Source organism: Pantoea sp. USMM079 (assembly GCF_037153115.1).
Classification (GTDB): domain Bacteria; phylum Pseudomonadota; class Gammaproteobacteria; order Enterobacterales; family Enterobacteriaceae; genus Pantoea; species Pantoea communis.
The window spans coordinates 75,201-97,356 of record NZ_JBBCKX010000021.1 but is presented as its reverse complement, the minus strand read 5'-3'; the positions used below and the strand labels follow the sequence as shown (position 1 = coordinate 97,356).

Below are 22,156 nucleotides of genomic sequence, written 5' to 3'. Positions count from 1 at the left end.
GCTGTAGCGCGGTGGTCCCACCTGACCCCATGCCGAACTCAGAAGTGAAACGCCGTAGCGCCGATGGTAGTGTGGGGCCTCCCCATGCGAGAGTAGGGAACTGCCAGGCATCAATTTAAGACTCATTCGTGAGTCGTGACCTTTCAGGTGACACTGAAAGGGCGAAACACCCGAAGTCAGAACGGTTTTCTGATTTTGGTACAGAATCGGTGGAGCGGTAGTTCAGTTGGTTAGAATACCTGCCTGTCACGCAGGGGGTCGCGGGTTCGAGCCCCGTCCGTTCCGCCACCCTTTTAGGGGCGTAGTTCAATTGGTAGAGCACCGGTCTCCAAAACCGGGTGTTGGGGGTTCGAGTCCCTCCGCCCCTGCCAGAAAACAATCCTTTGCTTCGGCAAAGGATTTTTTTTGTCCAAAATTTGGCATTTACCTCATAAATTCGTCAGTGAAAAGGGTTTGAGTTTCACTGCGCGACACTCAAACCCCTCTCAATTTCTGCTTTATTGCGTCAATACTGGAAATTTAAGCAGCTGACGAATATGTGCTTGTTGATCGCTATTCTGCAGCCACACCGCATAGAGTGGACGAACGGCAACGGGTGTATCTGGAATAACCATCAAATCACTATAAATGCTGTGCCATGAATCCGGTAAAAACGCGCAGGCGCCGGTAGTGTGGAGTAATTCACGTGTCACATGCGCTGAAGTTGTGGTCAATACTGGCACATCATCACTGGATAAATAACTTTCATGTTGATGAAAATCCGCACCCCATTCCAGTTTAATGTAATCATATTTTTCACGTTTCTCAGTCTTACGTGCGCGGAAGAGCGCGAGTGAAATATGACCAATCTGTTGGCTGGTTAATTCATCCATTTTGGGCGCTTCGGTGGTGATTAAAAGGTCCAACTGACGCTCATGTAATTGCTTTACCAGCAAATGCCGTTGTGCGATACGTGCTTCAAGGTGAAGACTTTCACGATTCTCATAAAGCGTTTTTAACCAAGGGGTTAGATAAGCTTCCCACAACGACGCGCTGGCACCTATCGATAGCTCATGATGCTGTTGTGTATGTGAAACTTCCTTTTTAGCCATCAGCCAGGTACTCATCAGGCTCTCTGCATAGGGTAATAAACGCTCACCCGCAGAAGTCAGCCGAATATTATTTCGATGACGGGTGAAAAGGTTGACTCCCAACTGATTTTCCAGCTGACGAATGCGAAAACTAACGGCAGATTGCGTGAGGTAAAGCGCTTCAGCAGCACGCCCGAAATGGCGTGTTCTGCTCACTTCGAGGAAAGTTTTCAGTAATTCCGTATCCACAGCATTCTCCCAAAAAATGTTTGTCGTACTGATTTAAATGTTTTGTTTTACACTCTGTCAAGCCTATCTAATACTCCGCGCCATAAATAGCACGGCCATAAGAGAGTCGGGAGCGTGTAAAATGGCGGATAGCTTCGCAACAACAAATCGTTTCTTTGATAACAAACATTATCCTCGTGGTTTTTCACGTCATGGTGATTTCACCATTAAAGAAGCTCAGCTTCTGGAACGCCACGGTTACGCCTTCAATGAACTGGACCTCGCCAAGCGTGAACCAGCGACTGAAGAAGAGCGTTCGTTTTTAGAAGTATGTCGTGGTCTGCGTGAGCCGCAAACGGAAGCTGAACGTGTCTGGTCGAAATATACCGCACGTATTAAGCGTCCTAAGCGTTTCCACACATTGTCTGGCGGTAAGCCGCAGATGGACACTGTGGAAGACTTTAGCGATAGCGATGATTAAAAAATAGCGGGGCTTCTAAAGCCCCGTTTTTTATTCCAGACTGTTGTGCAGAAAGATTAGCAACCGGTCAATGCTGCGATAACCCACCGCCTCCTGCAAATGCTGTCGTGAAATCGTCTCCTCCCCTGCCAAGTCGGCAATCGTCCTGGCGACTTTCAAAATGCGTTGCCACGCGCGCACAGAAAGACCCAGCGAATTCAATACAGCTTCCAGCCATATAGCATCGTCCTGTCTCAGTACACAGCACTGGGCAATCTCCGGATTAGATAAATGCGCGTTTATTTTGCCTGCTCGCTCAATTTGCCTCTGACGAGCAGCAAGGACGCGTTTAAGTACCGTCTCGCTGCTCTCACTGACTTCCTGTTTTTGACTTAAGGTTCCACTGGGTAGCAACGGGATTTCCAGAGACAGATCAAAGCGATCAAGAAACGGACCTGAGAGCCGGCTCAAATAGCGCAGCACCTGTTGCGGCGTGCATCGATTATGACTGCCTTGATAATGCCCGGTAGGGCTGGGGTTCATGGCGCCAATTAACTGAAAGCGCGCTGGATAAGTGACTTTGGCGCGTGTACGGGAAATCGCAATCTCGCCGGATTCAATGGGCTCGCGTAATGCATCCAGTACCTTGCGGTCAAACTCCGGGAGTTCATCCAGAAACAGGACGCCATTGTGCGCCAGAGAGATCTCACCAGGCCGGGGGATTGCTCCTCCTCCCACTAATGCATACAGCGAAGCGCTGTGATGAGGTGCTCTGAATGGCCTTCTGCGCCACTGATGATGGAGGTTTCGGCTGCTGACCAGGCTATTAATCGCTGCGCACTCCAGCGCTTCCTGATCGTCTAAGGGCGGCATAATGCCAGGCAGGCGGGTCGCCAGCATGGTTTTCCCTGTGCCGGGCGGTCCAAGCAGTAACAGGTTATGCCCGCCAGCGGCGGTGATCTCCAGGGCGCGACGTCCTTGTTCCTGACCGATGATTTCGCTGAGGTCCTGGCTTTCCTGTTGCAGCGCCTCAGGTTGAGAATACGCAACGGTGAGTGTCGACTGGTTATGCAGGAAAGCGCAGATCTCGAGCAGATGTTTACCGACGAGCGTTTCCCCTTGTTGGATCAATCCGACATCCTGTTGATTCTCTTCAGCTAACACCATCTGCCTGCCGGCTTGCAAAGCGGCCATTGCTGCTGGAATAGAGGCCTGAACGCCACAGAGCGCGCCGTTCAGTGCTAACTCCCCCAGGAACTCATAGTGCGCCAGTTTCGCGTCAGGAAGCTGCTCTGAGGCCGCGAGAATCGCAATGGCGATGGGAAGGTCGTAGCGCCCACCTTCTTTTGGCAGATCGGCAGGAGCCAAATTGATGGTGACGCGTTTCGCCGGGAAGGTGAATCCGCTATTGATAATGGCACTGCGTACCCGTTCCCGCGCTTCCTTCACCGTGGTTTCAGGCAAGCCAACCAGCGTTAAAGCGGGCAACCCCTTGCTGATATGCACCTCAACCGTTACCAATGGCGCCTGTACGCCGAGCGCCGCGCGAGTGAGAACCTTTGATAAAGACATAACCACTCCTTGTTGTCTTCATCATGCGAGGAGTAAATTCAGATTGCGAATGCGATTAAAAAACATCAGCGCCGGATTCCAGTGAATCGGCGGTTTTTACAATGTTTTCGCCGCAGTTGAGGTCGATATCGCAGAATTAACAGAGAGGTTTCGCAGTGTGCGTAATGAAAAATATTCACATCTAAAAATAACCTTTAACTTACAAGGCGATAACCCGAGCCGATTGCTTACGTCATAAAAAAACATTATGAAAATAATTGTCAACGCGTAGATAACTATGGTAACTCTGTAGGTATTACTTCGAACAATCGAAAAAACAGACAACACATGAAAGCCCTTCTACAAGTGATTAGCCTAGTCGTGATTAGCGTGGTGGTGATTATTATCCCACCGTGCGGGGCATCGCTTGGAGAAAGAAAGGCTTAAAAATCAAGCCCGGAATTCCAAAAACCCCCGCACCGAAAGGTCCGGGGGTTTTTTTTCGACCTGGCTAAATATCAGCGAATCAGCGAGGAACAGATTATGAGCAGTAGCATAAAGTTCTGTTGTTCCACCAGGAATACAGGAGAATAACGATGACAGGTGCACAGTGGGTAGTTCAGGCTTTACGCGCGCAGAGTGTCGACACAGTGTTTGGCTATCCTGGCGGCGCAATCATGCCAGTGTACGATGCGCTCTACGATGGCGGCGTGGAACACCTACTGTGTCGTCATGAGCAAGGTGCAGTGATGGCGGCAATTGGTTATGCCCGTGCCACCGGTAAAACTGGCGTGTGTATTGCCACTTCCGGTCCCGGCGCCACTAACCTGATCACCGGTTTAGCAGATGCGTTTATGGATTCCATCCCAGTTGTCGCGATCACCGGTCAGGTTTCATCTGCGTTCATCGGCACCGATGCCTTCCAGGAAATCGACGTTCTCGGCCTGTCATTAGCCTGCACCAAGCACAGTTTCCTGGTTGAATCCCTCGAAGATTTGCCTTCCGTGATGGCCGAAGCCTTTGCCATCGCCCAGTCTGGCCGTCCCGGTCCGGTTCTGGTGGATATCCCGAAAGACATCCAAATTGCTAGTGCCGATTTAACCCCACACCTGTTGCCGGTTGAAGAGGCGATCAGTCATTCGCCAGAGCATATCGCGGAAGCCCGCGCATTAATGGCACAGTCGCATAAGCCAATGCTGTATATCGGCGGCGGTGTTGGCATGGCACAAGCGGTGCCTGCATTACGTGCCATGGCTGAAGCAACCGGCATCCCAACGGTGTCCACGTTGAAAGGCCTGGGAAGCGCAGACGCCAGCAGCGATCTCTATCTTGGCATGTTGGGTATGCACGGCACCAAAGCTGCCAACCTTGCCGTGCAATCCTGCGATTTACTGATTGCCGTTGGCGCGCGTTTCGACGACCGCGTCACCGGCAAGTTAGACACCTTCGCCCCGCATGCGAACGTCATTCATATCGATATCGATCCGGCCGAGTTGAACAAATTGCGTCGTGCGCACGTTTCGTTGCAAGGTGATTTGAACCAGGTGCTGCCTGCGTTGAGTATGCCGATGCAGATTGAGGGCTGGCGCACCGAAGTTAAAGCGATGAAAGCCGAGTTTGACTGGAATTACGATCATCCAGGCGAGGCCATTTACGCGCCGCTGCTGCTGAAACAGCTCTCCGATCGTAAAGCAGACAGCGCCGTGGTGACCACCGATGTTGGGCAGCATCAGATGTGGGCTGCGCAGCATATGAGCTTCACCGCGCCAGAAAACTTCATCACCTCCAGCGGCCTCGGCACCATGGGCTTCGGTCTGCCTGCCGCCATCGGTGCGCAGGTTGCTCGCCCGGAAGACACCGTGATCTGCGTGTCAGGTGATGGCTCAATCATGATGAATATCCAGGAACTGGGCACCATCAAGCGCGGTAAGCTGCCGGTGAAAATCCTGCTGCTGGATAACCAACGTTTAGGCATGGTGCGCCAGTGGCAACAGTTGTTCTTTGATGGCCGCTACAGCGAAACCATCCTGACTGATAACCCCGATTTCCTCACGCTGGCCAGCGCATTTGATATCCCAGGCCAGCGCATTAGCCGTAAAGATCAGGTCGACGCCGCAATTGATGCTCTGCTGAACAGTGAAGGTCCTTACTTCCTGCATGTTTCAATCGATGAGCATGAGAACGTCTGGCCATTGGTACCGCCGGGTGCCAGCAACGCAAACATGATGGAGAAAACCGCATGAATCAGCATCAATTGTCTATCGAAGCCCGCTTCCGCCCTGAAATATTGGAGCGCATTTTGCGTGTCGTCCGCCACCGTGGCTTCCAGGTGTGCTCGATGAACATGGCATCTGCGATCAACGCTGAGAACATCAATATCGAGATGACCGTTGCCAGCCAGCGTTCTGTCGATTTACTGTCTTCGCAGTTAAGCAAACTTATGGATGTCGCCTGTGTCGAGATCCAGCAACAGACATCACAACAAATCCGCGCTTAGTCGCCAAAGGAAATAGCAATGAGTACGAAGAAAGCAGACTTTATTTGGTTCAACGGGGAGATGGTTAAGTGGGAAGATGCCAAGGTCAGCGTCATGTCTCACGCACTGCACTACGGTACTTCAGTGTTTGAAGGCGTACGTTGCTACGACTCACACAAAGGCCCAGTGGTGTTCCGTCACCGTGAACACATGCAGCGTCTGCACGACTCCGCCAAAATCTATCGTTTTCCTATCGCCGCCTCTGTTGATGAGCTGATGGAAGCGTGCCGCGAAGTGATTCGCGTGAACAAACTGAAAAGCGCTTACATTCGTCCATTGGCGTTTGTTGGCGACGTAGGCCTGGGTGTGAACCCACCAGATGGCTACACCACCGACGTGATCATCGCTGCTTTCCCATGGGGTGCTTACCTGGGTGCTGAAGCACTGGAAAACGGTATCGATGCGATGGTGTCTTCATGGAACCGTGTTGCACCGAATACCCTGCCAACCGCGGCTAAAGCCGGTGGTAACTACCTCTCCTCACTGTTGGTCGGCAGCGAAGCGCGTCGCCACGGTTATCAGGAAGGTATCGCTCTCGACACCAACGGCTATATTTCAGAAGGTGCTGGCGAAAACTTGTTCGAAGTGAAAGATGGCATTCTATTCACGCCGCCGTTCACTTCTTCAGCCCTGCCAGGCATCACCCGTGACGCCATCATCAAGCTGGCGATCGACCTGGGTATCGAAGTGCGTGAGCAAACGCTGTCGCGTGAATCTCTGTATCTGGCTGATGAAGTGTTCATGTCGGGTACTGCGGCAGAAATCACCCCGGTACGTAGCGTTGACGGCATTCAGGTCGGTGCGGGCAAACGCGGTCCAGTGACCACCAAAATTCAGAGCGCATTCTTCGGCCTGTTCACTGGCGAAACCGAAGACAAGTACGGCTGGTTGGATCAAGTTAATCCATAACAAGACAGTTACGCGGGTGCAGCTGCGCCCGCGTCATATTTCAGACTGGAGTATATAGAGCATGCCTAAGTACCGTTCTGCCACCACCACCCATGGTCGTAACATGGCGGGTGCACGCGCCCTGTGGCGCGCCACAGGAATGACCGACGCCGATTTCGGTAAACCGATTATCGCCGTGGTTAACTCATTCACCCAATTCGTGCCGGGCCACGTGCACTTGCGCGATATGGGCAAGCTGGTGGCTGAGCAAATCGAAGCCGCCGGTGGTGTCGCTAAAGAGTTCAACACCATCGCGGTGGATGACGGTATCGCCATGGGTCATGGCGGCATGCTGTATTCACTGCCTTCGCGCGAGCTGATCGCCGATTCCGTGGAGTACATGGTGAACGCGCACTGCGCCGATGCCATGGTGTGTATCTCTAACTGCGACAAAATCACCCCCGGCATGCTGATGGCGTCACTGCGCCTCAACATCCCGGTGATCTTTGTCTCCGGCGGTCCGATGGAAGCCGGTAAGACCAAACTGTCTGACAAAATCATCAAGCTGGACCTGGTTGATGCGATGATTCAGGGTGCTAACCCGAACGTCAGCGATGAAGATAGCGATAAAATCGAACGCTCTGCGTGCCCAACCTGTGGTTCTTGTTCAGGGATGTTCACTGCGAACTCGATGAACTGTCTGGCCGAAGCGCTGGGTCTGGCACAGCCAGGCAACGGTTCACTGCTGGCGACCCACGCCGACCGTAAAGAGCTGTTCCTCAACGCCGGTAAGCGCATCGTTAGCCTGACCAAAAAGTATTACGAGCAGGATGATGAGCGCGTACTGCCACGCAACATCGCCACCAAAGCGGCATTTGAGAATGCGATGACGCTGGATATCGCCATGGGCGGTTCCACCAACACCGTTCTGCACCTGCTGGCAGCGGCGCAGGAAGGCGAAATCGAATTCAACATGTCAGATATCGACCGCCTGTCGCGCAAAGTACCGCACCTGTGCAAAGTGGCACCGAGTACGCCGAAATATCACATGGAAGATGTGCACCGTGCTGGTGGCGTTGTCGCGATTCTGGGCGAGCTGGATCGTGCCGGGCTGATCGATACCAGTGCGCGCAACGTTCTGCAGCAGAGCATGCGTGAGACCCTGGATCAGTACGACATCATGCTGACCCAAGACGAAGCGGTGAAGAAAATGTTCCGCGCGGGCCCAGCCGGCATCCGTACCACCCAGGCCTTCTCACAAGACTGCCGTTGGGACACACTCGATGATGACCGTAAAGAGGGTTGTATCCGTACCCGTGAGCACGCCTTCTCTCAGGATGGCGGTCTGGCCGTACTGTACGGCAACATCTCTGAAGATGGTTGTATCGTCAAAACCGCCAGCGTTGACGCTGAGCTGCTGACCTTCAAAGGTCCAGCCAAAGTTTACGAAAGCCAGGATGACGCGGTAGATGCGATCCTCGGCGGCAAAGTTGTGGCGGGCGATTGCGTGGTGATCCGTTACGAAGGGCCGAAAGGCGGTCCGGGCATGCAGGAAATGCTTTATCCGACCACCTATCTGAAATCCATGGGCTTGGGTAAAGCTTGTGCGTTGATCACCGATGGTCGTTTCTCCGGCGGTTCTTCCGGTCTCTCTGTCGGTCACATCTCACCTGAAGCGGCGAGTGGCGGTACCATTGCGCTGATCCAGGATGGCGACATGATTGAGCTGGATATCCCGAACCGTCGTATCCATCTGGATCTGCCAGACAACGAAATCCACGCTCGTCGTGAAAAAGAGTTGGCGCGTGGCGAAGCGGCCTACACCCCGCACAACCGCGAACGTGCCGTCTCCTTCGCGCTGCGTGCTTATGCATCACTCGCGACCAGCGCTGATAAAGGCGCGGTACGCGATAAGTCCAAGCTGGGAGGCTAACAACTGATGGCTGAGTCTCAACCGCTACCCGCGTCGCCTAACGGCGCGGAGTATTTGCGCGCGGTGCTGCGTGCGCCTGTGTACGAAATTGCGCAGGTGACGCCGCTGCAGAAAATGGAAAAAATTTCATCGCGTCTCGGCAACACCATTCTGGTGAAGCGTGAAGATCGCCAGGCAGTGCACAGCTTCAAGCTGCGTGGGGCATATGCGATGATTGCCGGACTGACCGAAGAGCAAAAAGCACGCGGCGTGATTACGGCTTCGGCCGGTAACCACGCACAGGGTGTGGCACTTTCGGGGAGTCGGCTTGGCATCAAATCATTGATTGTGATGCCGGTGGCCACGGCGGACATCAAGGTTGATGCAGTGCGCGCATTTGGCGGTGAGGTTTATCTGTTTGGTGCTAACTTCGACGAGGCAAAAGCCAAAGCCATCGAGCTGGCCGAGCAGCAGGGTTACACCTTTGTGCCACCGTTTGACCACCCGGCAGTAATTGCCGGGCAGGGCACGCTGGCTATGGAACTGCTGCAACAAGATGCGCATATCGATCGCGTATTTGTACCGGTCGGCGGTGGCGGTCTGGCGGCGGGTGTGGCGGTGCTGATCAAACAGCTGATGCCGCAGATCAAAGTGATCGCGGTAGAGTCGGAAGACTCAGCCTGCCTGAAAGCGGCACTGGATGCGGGCGAGCCGGTTGATCTGGCGCGCGTCGGTTTGTTTGCTGAAGGTGTGGCGGTGAAGCGCATTGGCAGCGAAACCTTCCGCCTGTGCAAAGAGTATCTCGACGACATCATCACCGTGGACAGTGATGCCATTTGCGCGGCAGTCAAAGACCTGTTTGAAGATGTGCGTGCGGTGGCCGAACCTTCGGGTGCGCTGGCGCTGGCGGGCATGAAGAAGTACATCCAGCAGCACGACATCAAAGGCGAGCGCCTCGCGCACGTCTTGTCGGGCGCCAACGTCAACTTCCACGGCCTGCGCTATGTGTCGGAACGGTGTGAAATTGGTGAACAGCGCGAAGCGTTGCTGGCGGTCACCATTCCGGAACAGCAGGGCAGTTTCCTGCGTTTCTGTCAGACGCTGGGTGGCCGTTCGATCACCGAGTTCAACTATCGCTATGCGGATGCCGATAACGCCTGCATCTTCGTCGGGGTGCGCTTAACGCGCGGTCTGGAAGAGCGCAGTGAGATCATCAGCCAGCTCAGCGAAGGTGGCTACCAGGTGGTGGATCTGTCAGATGATGAGATGGCGAAGCTGCACGTGCGCTACATGGTCGGCGGTCGTCCATCGAAACCGCTGCGCGAGCGCCTGTTTAGCTTTGAGTTCCCGGAAGCACCGGGCGCGCTGCTGAAGTTCCTGCAGACGCTCGGCGCACACTGGAATATCTCGTTGTTCCACTATCGCAGCCACGGTACCGATTTTGGTCGCGTGCTGGTGGCCTTCGAAGCCAACGATCAAGAGCCGGATTTCGAAACCCATCTCACGGCGCTGGGCTACGAATGGCACGATGAAGCGAACAACCCGGCGTTCCGTTTCTTCCTCGCCGGGCAGTAACTACAGCAGGTTCCAGAAAGCACTGATAAGCGGCTCCCCGAGCCGCTTTTTTTGTACACACACGCCAAGCTCCAGCGGCGCGACCGACTCGACATTCTCCAGCGTCAGCACGCGATTACGCACCGGCTCCGGGCTGTTCTCCAGCACCACATCCGGCAGTAGCGCAATGCCACATCCCAGCGCCACCATCGAGACAATCGCCTCATGCCCGGAAACCGTGGCGTAAATTTGTGGATTGGGAATGCGATGGCGACGGAACCACAAATCAATGCCGCGCCGCACCGGGCCTTGTTCCGGCACGATAAACGGAATCTGCGACCAATCAGGTTGCGCCTGTGTGGCCTGGCTGCGCACCGCACACGGCAGCGCGGGCGCGATCAGCACCAGCGGAAGAATGGCGAGCGGTGTGAAGTCGATGCTGGCGGGCAGCGATTCCGGACGTCCGGCAATGGCCAAATCTGCCTCGCCAGATTGCACCATCTCAATTGCGTCGGCGGCATCGCCGGTGGTGAGTTTGATTTCCACCTGTGGATGTTCTGCACGGAAGCGGTCGAGAATCGGCGGCAAATGGCTGTAAGCGGCGGTCACCGAGCAAAAAATGCGCAGTTCGCCGCTGAGAGACGGGCCGTTCAGATCCATTACGTGGCGCAGCTGTTGATATTGCAACAAGGTTTGCTGAGCAAATTGCTTGAGGCGCTCGCCGGCTTCAGTGAGCGTCACGGTGCGGTTATCACGCAGGAACAGCGCGTGACCGACATCTTCCTCAAGGCGCTGAATCTGGCGAGAGAGCGTGGAAGGGCTGACGTGCATAGCACGCGCGGTGCGACCAAAATGACAGCTTTCGGCCAGATGAAGAAAGAGCTTCAGGTCTCGTAAATCCATGCGCGTTTCACCTCAACGTGTTGTTGCAAATTCTGCAATGTGACCTTGCTAATATATCAATTTAAGCAATAGATTTCCTGTCATATGATGGGGTCATTCGCGGCACTGAATACGGTGTCGTTACCGAACAAAAGCAAACACAACATCTAACCGGAGTACCCATGGCTAACTACTTCAACACATTGAATCTGCGCAACCAGTTAGCGCAGTTAGGCAAATGTCGTTTCATGTCACGCGATGAATTCGCGGATGGCGCTAGCTTCCTGAAAGGCAAGAAAGTCGTTATCGTTGGCTGTGGCGCTCAGGGTCTGAACCAGGGTCTGAACATGCGTGACTCCGGTCTGGATATCGCTTATGCACTGCGTGCTGAAGCGATTGCTGAGAAGCGTGCTTCTTTCCGCAAAGCGACCGATAACGGTTTCAAAGTGGGTACTTACGAAGAGCTGATCCCACAGGCGGATCTGGTGGTTAACCTGACGCCAGACAAGCAGCACTCAGCGGTAGTTAAAGCGGTACAGCCTCTGATGAAAGATGGCGCAGCGCTGGGCTACTCACACGGTTTCAACATCGTTGAATCGGGTGAAACTATCCGTAAAGATATCACCGTGGTGATGGTTGCACCTAAGTGCCCAGGTACTGAAGTGCGTGAAGAGTACAAGCGTGGTTTTGGTGTGCCAACCCTGATCGCGGTTCACCCAGAAAACGATCCAAAAGGCGAAGGCCTGGCGATTGCTAAAGCCTGGGCTGCTGCAACCGGCGGCGACCGTGCTGGTGTCCTGGAATCTTCCTTCGTTGCAGAAGTAAAATCTGACCTGATGGGCGAGCAGACTATCCTGTGCGGTATGCTGCAGGCCGGTTCACTGCTGTGCTTCGATAAGCTGGTGGCTGAAGGTCACGATGCGGCTTATACCGAAAAACTGATTCAATTCGGCTGGGAAACTATCACCGAGTCACTGAAATTCGGTGGCATCACCCTGATGATGGATCGCCTGTCTAACCCGGCGAAAATCCGTGCTTACGCACTGTCTGAGCAGCTGAAAACCATCATGGCTCCGCTGTTCCAGAAGCACATGGATGACATCATCTCTGGCGAATTCTCTTCCGGTATGATGGCTGACTGGGCGAACGACGACAAAAACCTGCTGACCTGGCGTGAAGAGACCGGTGCAACTGCATTCGAGAACGCACCACAGTTCGAAGGTAAAATCGACGAGCAAGAGTACTACGACAAAGGCGTTGTGATGGTTGCCATGGTGAAAGCGGGCGTTGAGCTGGCCTTCGAAACCATGATCGATGCAGGCATCATTGAAGAGTCTGCTTACTACGAATCACTGCACGAGCTGCCGCTGATTGCGAACACCATTGCACGTAAGCGTCTGTATGAAATGAACGTGGTTATCTCTGATACCGCAGAATACGGTAACTACCTGTTCTCCTTCGCGGCAGTTCCACTGCTGAAAGAGTTCATGACCACTCTGCAGCCGGGCGATTTGGGCAAAGCGATTGAAGGCACTCAGGTTGATAACGCGCAGCTGCGTGATGTTAACGAAGCCGTACGTCAGCACCCAATCGAAGCGGTTGGCCGTAAACTGCGTGGCTACATGACCGATATGAAACGCATCGCGGTTGCTGGCTAATCCCCGCACGACACCGTTTTCAGCACAAGAAGAACCCCGGCTTGCCGGGGTTTTTTTATGCCTGATCAGATAGGTTTCTCACACTCAGACACGACAAAACACCATTGAGCCGTAACGCATGGCGATCACGCAGTCCGGGGCCGCTTAGGGTCTGGCGTCCTCGCGCCGCTAACGCGGTGCCCTCATGTCATTCGCCCGTATCTCAATTCCGACTCAATAAAAAACCCGGCCTGAGCCGGGTTCATCATATCAATCTGCAACCATCACACCGCTTCGTACAGCGTCTGATGGCGTGTCTCTTTACAGGCAATCAACGCGATCAGCGTCAGTACCGCCATTGAAGCCAGATAGAAACCGACCGCCTGCAAACCGTAGTTGGCGTTCAGCCAGGTCGCAATATATGGCGCAACAGACGCACCCAAAATCGACGACAGGTTATAGGAGAACGAAGCGCCGGTATAACGGACTTCGGTCGGGAACAGCTCTGGCAGCAGCGCACCCATCGGCCCAAAGGTGAGGCCCATAATGCTCAGACCCAGCAACAGGAAGCCCATCACCAGAATCTGTGAGCCTGAACCCAGCAGCATCGGGAACATCAGTGCGAAGGCGATGATCAACAAAGTAATGGTGATCATGGTGCGACGACGGCCATAGCGGTCTGCCAGCAGGCCCGCAATCGGTACCATCACACCAAAGCCAATCACCGCCACCATCAGCATCCACAGGAAGCTATTACGGGAAAAGCCTAAGCCCGCTGGCGCCGGTGCAGTGCCGTAACTCATCGAGTACACGGTCATGATGTAGAACAGCGTATAGGTCGCCAGCATGATGAAGGTGCCAAGAATCGTAGCGGTCAGATGCTTGCTCAGCAGCGTACCGATCGGCATTTTGACCTGCTTGTTCTCTTTCTGCACTTTGGCAAACACCGGGCTTTCATGCAGCGAAACGCGCACATACAGGCCAATCAGTACCAGTACAGCAGAAAGGATAAACGGCACACGCCAGCCCCAGTTCATGAACTGCTCATCGGTCAGCAGCCAGGAGAGCAACAGGAAAGTACCGTTGGCGAAGAAGAAGCCAATTGGCGCGCCAAGCTGCGGGAATGAACCATAGAGCGCACGTTTTTTCGCTGGCGCATTTTCGGTTGCTAACAGAGCGGCGCCGCCCCATTCACCACCAAGACCCAGGCCCTGACCAAAGCGCGCCAGCGCCAGCAGCAGCGGAGCAGCAACGCCAATGGTTTGGTATCCAGGCAGCAGACCGATCAATACGGTAGAGACGCCCATGGTCAGCAGCGATGCCACCAGGGTGGCTTTACGGCCTACACGGTCGCCAAAGTGACCGAACAGCGCAGAACCAATCGGGCGCGCGACGAAGGCGATAGCAAACGTAGCCAGCGACTGTAGCGTTGCCACGGTGGCATCACCCTGCGGGAAGAAAATATGCGGAAAGACGATGACGGCCGCAGTGGCATAAATATAGAAATCGAAGAATTCGATCGCGGTGCCGACAAGCGATGCCACGACCACTTTGCCGCGTGAGTTTACGGGCGTGTCGTCGTGTTTTTTGTCGAGTGTTTCTGTGATGGAGGCTTGCATGACTGTTTCTTAATTGTAAATGTAGACAGAGAATCTTACGCACCTGTTTTGCGGCATTCAATGATGAAAACCCGCGCCAGAACAGGCATTTTCGGCGAAAAAGTGGATAATTTCTGAGTTGCGGCAATCGGCGGGTGATGGGAACGGGAAGTGTCACTTTTTTGGCGGGAATCTCTGCAAAAGGGCCAAATTAAAGTGACCCTTTAGCGTTTCCTGCTGGTTTTTGCTGGAATAATAGCCAGCAGGAAACATTTTTAGCTGTTGCGGCAAATGTAACAATTTTGCGATGTTAATTGCCCTGATGCGGCTGCGGCATCTCTTTATCATCCTTGTATTTTGCGGTGGCTATCCACGCGGCGCAGAACAGTGTCAGACGGGCAAAGAAGTAAAAGAACGCCATTAATCCCAGCACTGAACCAAAGGCTGCCCCAGAGGGCGAAGTGGCCAGCTTTGGCAGCGTCAGCGTCATCACAAACTTAATCACCTCGAAGCCAATCGCCGCCAGCAGCGTGCCGCGGAACAGTGCCTTCTTACGTGGCTTATGACGCGGCAGAATCCAGAAAATCCACAAAAACAACAGATAGTTGGCAAAGATGGAAATCGACAGCGCAATGATGGTCATTGCCGGGCGCAGCCACTCGATATCCTCCAATCCCAACGCGTTAACGATGGCATTCTGCGCGGCACCGGCAATGGAGGTCAGCGACAGGGTAATCACCAGCGCCAGCATCAGACCCAGCAACGACACCAAATCACGCGCGTATTTCTTCCACAGCTTCTCCTGGTCGTCCGGCTTACGCTCCCAGACATCACGCGATTGCGCGCGCACCGCCTCGCGCAAATTGCCCATCCAGTTAATGCCAGAGTAGAGCGCCAGCAGCAAACCGGTTAACCCGACCGTCGCGCGCTGCTGAATCGCGGTGTTCACGGTGTTCTTTAGCGTAGTGGCCAGCGTCGGATCGCTGATGCTGTTAACGATTTTGTTGATCAACTCGGTGAGTAAATCCTGATTCGACGCCAGCACAAAACCGACTGCCGCAAAGGAGACCATCAAAATCGGTATCAGAGATAGGAAGGAGAAGTAAGTGATCGCTGCGCCAAACTGGCTGCCGAGGCGATCGTTAAACCGATCCAGCGCGCGCATAAAATGCGCCACCGCCGGAATGGCCTGGAACCAGGCCGCAAAGCGCGACACGTTCTGGATTGAGCCATCCACGGTTTTGTTACCGGTCTTGATATCTATCAGCGGCTTCTTTTCAGCCGTGGATTCTTGGTTAGGTTTGTCTGTCATAGACGATAATCATCCTGTTCACTGCGAAATTAAAATTATAGCCCTTTATGTCACATACTCCTGCAACACCTGACTCAGCCACTCCATAAACACCCGCACGCGACGTGCTACGTTGCGGCGATGTGGGTAAAGTAACGAAATCGGCATCGGCTTGGCGGGGAAGTGATGCAGCACTTCCACTAACTGGCCTGATTCCAGCAGTGGCTGCACGCCAATCGCCGGCACCTGAATAATGCCCATCCCGGCAATGCACGCGGCACGATAGGTTTCAGTGCTGTTCACCGTCACCACGCCGCCGGTCTGAACGTAATGGCACTGCTTGCCATCAAAGTATTCAAACCCCAAAGAGGGCTGGCCCAACTGCTGGGTGTAATGCACCATCGCGTGCTGTGCAAGATCTTCGAGGCGCACCGGCATGCCGAAGCGGGAAAGGTAGTCGGGACTGGCGCAGTTAATCAAGGCATGTGATCCGATTTTTCGCGCAATCAGACCCGAATCTTTCAGCTCGCCCACGCGGATCACGCAGTCAAAACCTTCACGAATCACATCCACCTGGCGATCGCTGCTGCTAAGCTCAATTTCGATGCCGGGATAATGCTGCAGAAACTCAGGCAAACGCGGCAGGATAAATCCGGTGGCCATGGCGACCGACATATCGACGCGCAACTTGCCGCTCAGGGTGGCGGGATCGTGCTGGAACAGGCTGTCCATGTCATCGAGCATCGATAACAGATCAAGACAACGATCGTAGTAGACCAGCCCATCCTGGGTGAGATGAACACGTCGCGTGGTGCGATGCAGCAGACGCGTGCCCATTTGATTTTCCAGCGCCTGTAACTGGCGCGATACGCTGCCTTTCGGTAGTCCAAGACTTTCAGCTGCACGGGTAAAACTGCCCATTTCTGCCACCCGCACAAAAACCTGCATTGCGTGAATTTTATCCATGTTGTTCACCGATTGTTGTTGTTAGTGAAACAGTGCTGCGTATTCCTCTGCGTTTATAGATCAATTTATAGCGAATATCCTTATCCCGTGTTCAATTTTCCATCTGGAGCGAAACATGAGTCATAAAATTGCATTGATTACCGGCGGTAACCGCGGTTTGGGCAAGAATGGTGCGCTGAAACTGGCGGCCAAAGGCGTGGATATCCTTTTTACCTATCGTGGTCACGCGGAAGAAGCGCATGCCGTGGTGAAAGAGATTGAAGCATTGGGCGCACGTGCGGTGGCGTTACAGCTGGATGTCGGCGACAGCAGCACCTTCGACAGCTTCGTGGCGCAGGTGAAAGAGACACTGCAAAAAACCTGGCAACGCGACAACTTTGATTATTTAGTGAACAACGCCGGTCACGGTCACTACAAGCTGTTTGCAGAAACCACGGAAGAAGAATTTGATGCGCTGATCAATGTGCATTTCAAAGGGCCTTACTTCCTGACGCAGAAGCTGCTGCCGCTGATTATCGATGGTGGCCGCATCCTGAACATCTCCAGCGGATTAACGCGCATGACGTTGCCGGGATCAGGCACCTATGCCTCGGTGAAAGGGGCGATGGAAGTGCTGACGCGCTATCAGGCCAAAGAGCTGGGCGAGCGTCGTATTCGCGTCAATATTCTGGCGCCGGGTGCGATTGAAACTGATTTCGGCGGTGGACGCGTGCGCGATACCAAAGATCTCAACGATCACATTGCCTCGGTGACATCGCTGGGCCGCGTTGGCCAGCCAGATGATATTGGTGACGCCATCAGCGCCATCCTGAGCGAAGAAACCGGCTGGATCACCGCGCAGCGTATTGAAGCTTCAGGTGGGCAGGCGTTGTAAGAATGCACGATTAAGCACGCTGTAATAATGCGCGATAAATCGCGCCGCTACGCAACCGTGCAGATGGCCGTAGCGGCGCAATTTATTGCGCGTATTTTAGATCTCAATCGTCCCGTCAATCACGGTCACCGTCTGGCCGCCAATCCAGATGCTCTCACCACTAAAACTCACCTGAATCCGTCCTTCACGCTGAATGGCGCTGCCCTGACGTGCGCGATAATCCTCAGTTTTCCCCTGCGCCGCAAAGTAACGTGCCAGACAGGCGTTGGCGCTGCCGGTTACCGGATCTTCGGTCAGGCTGCCGTTCTCAACCAGCAGCGCGCGCACTTCGTATTGCTCGCCGCAATCCTCTGGCAGCGGGCCAAACAGCGCAGTGCCATTGACGTCGGCATGTTTTTGCAAACGTAGCAGATCCGCTGCGCTGGCCTGCACATCCAACACCGCCTGCGCGCTGTTCATCGGAATCAGCAGCCAGCGAATCCCCATATCGACAATGGTCGGCGTCTGGTGGGTGTCAAAGGCCTCGCTGTTCAATGCGCTGCTCATCAACGCGTCATCAAATGGCGTCAGCGTGACGTTGGGGGCCGCGAAGGCCAGCGCGCCATCCTCGCTAATGCGCACATCCACCAGGCCGACGCCGCACTCTTGCACAATCTTGCCCGGCGTTTTCACTTGCCAGCCCGCTTCCAGCAAGGCGTGAGCTGTGCCCAACGTCGGATGCCCGGCAAACGGCAATTCCCCTTCGGTGGTAAAAATACGCACCTGGTAATCGGCTGCGGTATCCTGTGTTGGCAGGACAAAGGTGGTTTCCGACAAATTGGTCCAGCGGGCAATAGCAGCCAGCTGGGCGTCACTTAATCCCTCTGCATCCATAATCACTGCCAGCGGATTACCTTTGAACGCTGATGAGGTAAACACATCCACCTGCTTAAACGCGACTTTCATTTTCACTCCTTGCTGGTTGAGGCACTCTGACATCCTGATTTACATCCTGCAGATTGCTAATGGCAGCCAACAGGACTATGAATAGGTTAAGAATTCTGGAATCGGAGTCCGCTATGTTAAAAGTTCTTGGTCGTACTTCTTCAATCAACGTGCGCAAAGTTCTGTGGTTGTGTTCAGAACTGGATCTTGCGTATGAGCTCGAACCCTGGGGTGAAGACCCGCAATCGCTGCACTCGGCGGAATTCATGGCGCTCAACCCTAATGCCATGGTGCCGGTGATCATCGAAGATGACTTCGTGATGTGGGAATCCAACGCCATTCTGCGCTATCTCGCCAACAGCAATGGCGGCGACTGGCTCTATCCTGAAAACCCACGAGCGCGTGCACCGGTGGATCAGTGGATGGACTGGCAAGCCACCGAACTCAATACTTCCTGGCGCTATGCGTTTATGTCACTGGTGCGCAACTCGCCCGCCCATCAGGATCCGCGTTTGCTGGCCGCCGCGATTAAAGGCTGGACGCACACCATGAATATTCTTGACCAGCATCTGCAAAAAACCGGGCGCTACGTCGCAGGACGCAATTTCTCGCTGGCAGACATTCCTGTGGGGCTTGCAGTCAATCGCTGGTTTGAAACCCCGCTGGAGCACCCTGAATTTCCCGCCGTACAACTCTATTACGAGCGTCTGACCGAGCGTGAGGGCTACACCACCTGGGGCCGCAACGGCAAACCCTGATCCTGTCCCGGTGCCAGGCCTGTGATTTCGCAGGCTAGCGCGCCGGTGCGTTTCAACGCCCACGTATAACGTTCATCAAACGGGTAACAGCAGGAGAGGCGCAGCGCGTGTTTATAACGATCGCTCAGCGTGTAGAGCGCGCCCGGTGTGACGCATATCTGCTCCTGCAATAACCGATGAAACATCTCCACGGTGTCGACTTTACCCGGCAACTCCACCCAAAACACAAAGCCTCCTTTTGGCAGCGTCGCGCGTGTCCCCTGCGGAAAATGGCGCGCCATGATGCCGCGCGCCGCATCGAGATTGGCGGCATAGCGGCGGCGCAGCGAGCGTAGATGATGATCGTAGCCGCCGCTGGCGAGAAATTCTGCGAGGGTTTCACATAGCAACCGCGATTCAGACATCGAAGAGACAGCTTTCAAACGGGCGATGGTCTGATGGAAACGACCGGCCGCGGTCCAGCCCACGCGGAAATCCGGCGCCACGGTTTTGGTAAAGCTGGTGCAGTAAATCACCCAGCCCTCGCTATCAAAGGCTTTCACCGGTGGCGAGAGTGGCCAGTCAAACTGCAGCTCGTCATACAGCCCATCTTCCAGCATTGGAACGTGGTAAGTATTCACTAACTTCGCCAGCCGCTTCTTATTCTCCAGTGGCATCACATAGCCGAGAGGATTCTGCGCCCCGGGCATGGCAATCAGTGCCTGAATGCGCTTCTCCTGTAACAACATCTCCAGCGCATCCAGCGACAGTCCTTGCTGAGGATCGGTGGGGATTTCCAGCGCTTTCAGGCCCAGTGACGCCAGCAGGGGGAACAGGAAGAAGTAAGTGGGAGATTCCAGCCCAATGCAGTCGCCAGGCTTGGTCACCGCCCGCAGCGCTAGCTGTAACGCTTCCATGCAGCCGTGGGTGAGGGTGATCTCTTGCGCAGTCAGATTGATACCGGTGTGCAGACTGCGACGTGCAATCTCCTCCCGTAAGCGCTCACTACCCGGCGGGAGCGCATAGCGCCCGACGATGTCGGGATTGTGCCGTAAAATGCCCGAGGTAATTCGGCCTAAGCGCGCTGCCGGATAAAAGGTGCCATCCTGCGGACAGGCCAAAGAGATATTGGTGTAATCGGCATTATTCTGCGCGGCAAACACCTGCTCAATCAGTTCCAGCTTCTGCGTGCTCGGGTCGTTGATTTTCGCGGGCAGCGGTTTGACCGGACGCGTCACGGCTGGCATCACGCCACGCACGTAATAGCCCGATTGCGGACGCGCTTCAATCAGGCCGCGATCTTCAAGGATTTGCCAGGCATTAAGCACCGTATTGACGCTAACCTGATGCGATTGTGCCACGCGGCGGATGGCGGGCAGCCGTTTTCCCGGCTTCAGCGTGCCCTGATGAATCGACTCGGCAAAGCTATCTGCCAGCTGCTGATACAGCGTTTGACCGGATGATAGGGGAAGGGACACAAAAGCCTCCGCGTGCGATGGGTACAATCTAAATTAACGTTAACTGTATCCATTACAATAGTGGTTTTGTGTCTCTGTTTCCATCACCCGGTACGCATTAGCATGATGTTAACTTTGGACCATCAGGAAGCGCATCATGCTCGACCCTTCATTCTTCAGCTACGTCACGGTGATGTCGATCACCCCCGGCCCGAACAACCTGCTGCTCGCCACATCGGGCGTCAATTTTGGTTTCAAGCGCACCTTGCCGATGCTGTTTGGCATTCTGGTGGGCTGTGCGATACAGATGCTGTTGGCAAGCATGGCGTTGGATGTATTACTGCACTGGATGGCATCCATTCGTTTACCACTCACGGTGGTGGGATGCAGTTACTTACTCTGGCTGTCATGGAAAATCTTTCGTGCCGCAGCGCCAGAAGCGCGTGAGCGTCCGCGCCCGATGACGCTAGTGGGCGGCATCTGTTTTCAGGCGGTGAATCCCAAAGCCTGGCTGATGGTGACTAACGTGGCGCTGATGTACGCCAACAGCAACGGCGTCATCACGGTATTGCTGGGGTTTGCTGCATTGAATCTTCCCTGCATCCTGATCTGGGCCGCGATGGGGGATCGTCTGCGCAGTCATCTGCAAGTGGCGTGGAAACGTCAGGCGTTTAACAGTTTGATGGCAATGTCGCTGGTGGCCACCACGGCCTGGATGCTGTACGACGCGGTACTGCTGAGCTAAAACCAAGCATGCAATAGAAGCAAATGGGGCGCTATCATTGGCGCCCCTGCAATTTTAGAGACCCACCAGGCTCTCTAAAGGAATGCCAAACTGCTTGTGCAGATTGCGAATCATCTCCAGAGACAAAGAGCGTTTGCCGTTTAACACTTCATAGACGCGATTACGTCGGCCTATGGCAGGCTCCAGATCTTTGGCAGTCAATCCCTGTTGTTCCATACGAAATTTAATCGCCTCAATCGGATCGGCAGCTTCAATAGGGTAGTGCTCTTTCTCCCACGCTTCGATCAGCATGCTCATCACAATCATATAATCGCTTTCTGGCGTGCCCAGCTCAGGCACATCATCAAAGAACGGAGAGATGGCCTCCAGGGCCGCTTCGTAATCAAGTTCGTTGCGAATGGGTTTTATGGTCAGTGTCATTTACGTTGCTCCACTGTGTTTGCGTCAATGGCATCGTATTCCCGGTGTGTGCCGATAAATTTTATAAAAATCAGCTTCTGCGGATAAGCGATGGCCGCAACCAGTCGATAATCATTTCCCTTAATGTTAAATACCACGCGACTGCCTTTCAAACTGCTGGCGCTGCGGTATTGATCCTTGATGTCTGCTGGATTTAACCAATTGGTCTTTTGCGCTTCATCAATCCAGGCTCTCAACGGCTGAGCTGAGTCGGGGTTCGCCGTCATGAACTCCCTGAGTGTCCGTACCGATATGATTCTCATGTCGCGCATCTTAGTCCCGCCCTGGGACTATAGCAAACTTATATCCCAATTTGGGACATTTCTCGCATTTAGCCATAAAAAAGGCCGCTTGCGCGGCCTTATCATTATTCACGGCAATCAGGAT

21 protein-coding genes, 2 tRNA genes and 1 rRNA gene are annotated in these 22,156 nt (G+C 54.2%); 14 read left to right on the top strand and 10 right to left on the bottom strand.

Annotation, left to right across the window (positions count from 1 at the left end):
* The 3 genes from rrf to WFP70_RS20950 form a co-directional block, all read left to right on the top strand.
* A 5S ribosomal RNA gene (gene rrf / locus WFP70_RS20960) occupies window positions 1–109 on the top strand; the annotation flags it as partial.
* A 102-nt stretch (window positions 110–211) separates the two neighbouring features.
* Window positions 212–288 (top strand) — tRNA-Asp (locus tag WFP70_RS20955).
* A gap of 7 nt (window positions 289–295) precedes the next feature.
* Window positions 296–371 (top strand) — tRNA-Trp (locus WFP70_RS20950).
* Window positions 372–497: 126 nt separating this feature from the next.
* Here the strand turns inward: WFP70_RS20950 and hdfR are convergent.
* Entirely contained in the window at window positions 498–1,319 is an 822-nt protein-coding gene (gene hdfR / locus WFP70_RS20945) for an HTH-type transcriptional regulator HdfR (protein WP_034820037.1), read from the bottom strand.
* A gap of 121 nt (window positions 1,320–1,440) precedes the next feature.
* Here hdfR and WFP70_RS20940 point away from each other — a divergent pair, with 121 nt between their 5' ends.
* On the top strand, window positions 1,441–1,779 hold the full coding sequence (locus tag WFP70_RS20940; RefSeq protein ID WP_034820034.1) for a DUF413 domain-containing protein: 339 nt from the start codon (window positions 1,441–1,443) through the stop codon (window positions 1,777–1,779).
* 30 nt (window positions 1,780–1,809) lie between these two features.
* Here WFP70_RS20940 and WFP70_RS20935 read toward each other — a convergent pair whose 3' ends face one another.
* Window positions 1,810–3,330, bottom strand: coding sequence for a YifB family Mg chelatase-like AAA ATPase (locus tag WFP70_RS20935; protein WP_337024256.1), 1,521 nt, complete (start codon window positions 3,328–3,330; stop codon window positions 1,810–1,812).
* Window positions 3,331–3,657: 327 nt separating this feature from the next.
* Here WFP70_RS20935 and ilvL point away from each other — a divergent pair, with 327 nt between their 5' ends.
* The 6 genes from ilvL (at window position 3,658) to ilvA (ending at window position 10,220) form a co-directional block, all read left to right on the top strand.
* Entirely contained in the window at window positions 3,658–3,756 is a 99-nt protein-coding gene (ilvL, locus tag WFP70_RS20930) for an ilv operon leader peptide (protein ID WP_071531048.1), read from the top strand.
* A 149-nt stretch (window positions 3,757–3,905) separates the two neighbouring features.
* A complete protein-coding gene (gene ilvG, locus WFP70_RS20925) occupies window positions 3,906–5,552 on the top strand; it encodes an acetolactate synthase 2 catalytic subunit (protein ID WP_337024257.1) in 1,647 nt (548 codons plus the stop codon).
* Window positions 5,549–5,806: an acetolactate synthase 2 small subunit gene (gene ilvM, locus WFP70_RS20920; protein WP_034820026.1), complete on the top strand. Its 258-nt coding sequence runs from the start codon at window positions 5,549–5,551 to the stop codon at window positions 5,804–5,806. The genes ilvG and ilvM overlap by 4 nt, the downstream gene beginning before the upstream one ends.
* A gap of 18 nt (window positions 5,807–5,824) precedes the next feature.
* Window positions 5,825–6,754 (top strand): branched-chain amino acid transaminase, encoded by a 930-nt coding sequence (locus WFP70_RS20915; RefSeq protein WP_034820022.1) that lies wholly within the window; start codon window positions 5,825–5,827, stop codon window positions 6,752–6,754.
* Window positions 6,755–6,815: 61 nt separating this feature from the next.
* Complete coding sequence (gene ilvD, locus WFP70_RS20910) at window positions 6,816–8,666, top strand: dihydroxy-acid dehydratase (protein ID WP_097119460.1); 1,851 nt, start codon at window positions 6,816–6,818, stop codon at window positions 8,664–8,666.
* Between the two features lie 6 nt (window positions 8,667–8,672).
* A complete protein-coding gene (gene ilvA / locus WFP70_RS20905) occupies window positions 8,673–10,220 on the top strand; it encodes a threonine ammonia-lyase, biosynthetic (protein ID WP_097119459.1) in 1,548 nt (515 codons plus the stop codon).
* Here ilvA and ilvY read toward each other — a convergent pair whose 3' ends face one another.
* Complete coding sequence (ilvY, locus tag WFP70_RS20900; RefSeq protein ID WP_034820008.1) at window positions 10,221–11,102, bottom strand: HTH-type transcriptional activator IlvY; 882 nt, start codon at window positions 11,100–11,102, stop codon at window positions 10,221–10,223.
* Window positions 11,103–11,263: 161 nt separating this feature from the next.
* On the opposite strand from ilvY, the gene ilvC reads away from it, so the two are divergent.
* The gene (ilvC, locus tag WFP70_RS20895) at window positions 11,264–12,739 is read left to right on the top strand and encodes a ketol-acid reductoisomerase (RefSeq protein WP_097119457.1); all 1,476 of its coding nucleotides are present in this window, start codon (window positions 11,264–11,266) and stop codon (window positions 12,737–12,739) included.
* A gap of 263 nt (window positions 12,740–13,002) precedes the next feature.
* Here the strand turns inward: ilvC and WFP70_RS20890 are convergent, their stop codons facing one another.
* From WFP70_RS20890 to WFP70_RS20880, 3 genes are all read right to left on the bottom strand, one after another.
* Complete coding sequence (locus WFP70_RS20890; protein ID WP_034820002.1) at window positions 13,003–14,337, bottom strand: MFS transporter; 1,335 nt, start codon at window positions 14,335–14,337, stop codon at window positions 13,003–13,005.
* 289 nt (window positions 14,338–14,626) lie between these two features.
* A complete protein-coding gene (gene yhjD, locus WFP70_RS20885) occupies window positions 14,627–15,628 on the bottom strand; it encodes an inner membrane protein YhjD (RefSeq protein WP_337024258.1) in 1,002 nt (333 codons plus the stop codon).
* 45 nt (window positions 15,629–15,673) lie between these two features.
* Window positions 15,674–16,573 carry a LysR family transcriptional regulator gene (locus WFP70_RS20880; protein ID WP_337024259.1) on the bottom strand — a complete coding sequence of 300 codons (900 nt, stop codon included), beginning with the start codon at window positions 16,571–16,573 and terminating at the stop codon, window positions 15,674–15,676.
* 115 nt (window positions 16,574–16,688) lie between these two features.
* Here WFP70_RS20880 and WFP70_RS20875 point away from each other — a divergent pair, with 115 nt between their 5' ends.
* The gene (locus WFP70_RS20875) at window positions 16,689–17,447 is read left to right on the top strand and encodes an SDR family NAD(P)-dependent oxidoreductase (RefSeq protein ID WP_337024260.1); all 759 of its coding nucleotides are present in this window, start codon (window positions 16,689–16,691) and stop codon (window positions 17,445–17,447) included.
* A gap of 96 nt (window positions 17,448–17,543) precedes the next feature.
* On the opposite strand, the gene WFP70_RS20870 is transcribed toward WFP70_RS20875, so the two are convergent.
* Window positions 17,544–18,392: a PhzF family phenazine biosynthesis protein gene (locus WFP70_RS20870; RefSeq protein ID WP_337024261.1), complete on the bottom strand. Its 849-nt coding sequence runs from the start codon at window positions 18,390–18,392 to the stop codon at window positions 17,544–17,546.
* A 113-nt stretch (window positions 18,393–18,505) separates the two neighbouring features.
* Here WFP70_RS20870 and WFP70_RS20865 point away from each other — a divergent pair, with 113 nt between their 5' ends.
* Window positions 18,506–19,129 (top strand): glutathione S-transferase family protein, encoded by a 624-nt coding sequence (locus WFP70_RS20865; RefSeq protein WP_038644142.1) that lies wholly within the window; start codon window positions 18,506–18,508, stop codon window positions 19,127–19,129.
* Here WFP70_RS20865 and WFP70_RS20860 read toward each other — a convergent pair.
* Entirely contained in the window at window positions 19,096–20,586 is a 1,491-nt protein-coding gene (locus WFP70_RS20860) for an aminotransferase-like domain-containing protein (protein ID WP_337024262.1), read from the bottom strand. The two genes, WFP70_RS20865 and WFP70_RS20860, sit on opposite strands and share 34 nt — an antisense overlap.
* Before the next feature lie 136 nt (window positions 20,587–20,722).
* Between WFP70_RS20860 and WFP70_RS20855 the strand changes: the two genes are divergently transcribed.
* Window positions 20,723–21,310, top strand: a complete 588-nt coding sequence (locus WFP70_RS20855; protein ID WP_166935145.1) for a LysE family translocator — start codon at window positions 20,723–20,725, stop codon at window positions 21,308–21,310.
* A 54-nt stretch (window positions 21,311–21,364) separates the two neighbouring features.
* Here WFP70_RS20855 and WFP70_RS20850 read toward each other — a convergent pair whose 3' ends face one another.
* Window positions 21,365–21,730, bottom strand: coding sequence for a helix-turn-helix domain-containing protein (locus WFP70_RS20850; protein ID WP_337024263.1), 366 nt, complete (start codon window positions 21,728–21,730; stop codon window positions 21,365–21,367).
* Window positions 21,727–22,032, bottom strand: a complete 306-nt coding sequence (locus WFP70_RS20845) for a type II toxin-antitoxin system HigB family toxin (RefSeq protein ID WP_337024307.1) — start codon at window positions 22,030–22,032, stop codon at window positions 21,727–21,729. Before WFP70_RS20845 ends, WFP70_RS20850 begins: the two co-directional genes overlap by 4 nt.
* Window positions 22,033–22,156: the final 124 nt, after the last annotated feature.

Excerpts from the sequence above, each read along its gene's own strand:
- ilvL (WP_071531048.1), top strand. The coding sequence starts at position 3,658 with ATGAAAGCCCTTCTACAAGTGATTAGCCTAGTCGTGATTAGCGTGGTG.
- ilvG (WP_337024257.1), top strand. The coding sequence starts at position 3,906 with ATGACAGGTGCACAGTGGGTAGTTCAGGCTTTACGCGCGCAGAGTGTC.
- ilvD (WP_097119460.1), top strand. The coding sequence starts at position 6,816 with ATGCCTAAGTACCGTTCTGCCACCACCACCCATGGTCGTAACATGGCG.
- WFP70_RS20940 (WP_034820034.1), top strand. The coding sequence starts at position 1,441 with ATGGCGGATAGCTTCGCAACAACAAATCGTTTCTTTGATAACAAACAT.
- ilvA (WP_097119459.1), top strand. The coding sequence starts at position 8,673 with ATGGCTGAGTCTCAACCGCTACCCGCGTCGCCTAACGGCGCGGAGTAT.
- WFP70_RS20880 (WP_337024259.1), bottom strand. The coding sequence starts at position 16,573 with ATGGATAAAATTCACGCAATGCAGGTTTTTGTGCGGGTGGCAGAAATG.
- WFP70_RS20870 (WP_337024261.1), bottom strand. The coding sequence starts at position 18,392 with ATGAAAGTCGCGTTTAAGCAGGTGGATGTGTTTACCTCATCAGCGTTC.
- WFP70_RS20855 (WP_166935145.1), top strand. The coding sequence starts at position 20,723 with ATGCTCGACCCTTCATTCTTCAGCTACGTCACGGTGATGTCGATCACC.
- ilvM (WP_034820026.1), top strand. The coding sequence starts at position 5,549 with ATGAATCAGCATCAATTGTCTATCGAAGCCCGCTTCCGCCCTGAAATA.
- yhjD (WP_337024258.1), bottom strand. The coding sequence starts at position 15,628 with ATGACAGACAAACCTAACCAAGAATCCACGGCTGAAAAGAAGCCGCTG.
- WFP70_RS20890 (WP_034820002.1), bottom strand. The coding sequence starts at position 14,337 with ATGCAAGCCTCCATCACAGAAACACTCGACAAAAAACACGACGACACG.
- WFP70_RS20915 (WP_034820022.1), top strand. The coding sequence starts at position 5,825 with ATGAGTACGAAGAAAGCAGACTTTATTTGGTTCAACGGGGAGATGGTT.
- ilvY (WP_034820008.1), bottom strand. The coding sequence starts at position 11,102 with ATGGATTTACGAGACCTGAAGCTCTTTCTTCATCTGGCCGAAAGCTGT.
- WFP70_RS20850 (WP_337024263.1), bottom strand. The coding sequence starts at position 21,730 with ATGACACTGACCATAAAACCCATTCGCAACGAACTTGATTACGAAGCG.
- WFP70_RS20865 (WP_038644142.1), top strand. The coding sequence starts at position 18,506 with ATGTTAAAAGTTCTTGGTCGTACTTCTTCAATCAACGTGCGCAAAGTT.
- WFP70_RS20875 (WP_337024260.1), top strand. The coding sequence starts at position 16,689 with ATGAGTCATAAAATTGCATTGATTACCGGCGGTAACCGCGGTTTGGGC.
- ilvC (WP_097119457.1), top strand. The coding sequence starts at position 11,264 with ATGGCTAACTACTTCAACACATTGAATCTGCGCAACCAGTTAGCGCAG.
- WFP70_RS20845 (WP_337024307.1), bottom strand. The coding sequence starts at position 22,032 with ATGAGAATCATATCGGTACGGACACTCAGGGAGTTCATGACGGCGAAC.
- WFP70_RS20935 (WP_337024256.1), bottom strand. The coding sequence starts at position 3,330 with ATGTCTTTATCAAAGGTTCTCACTCGCGCGGCGCTCGGCGTACAGGCG.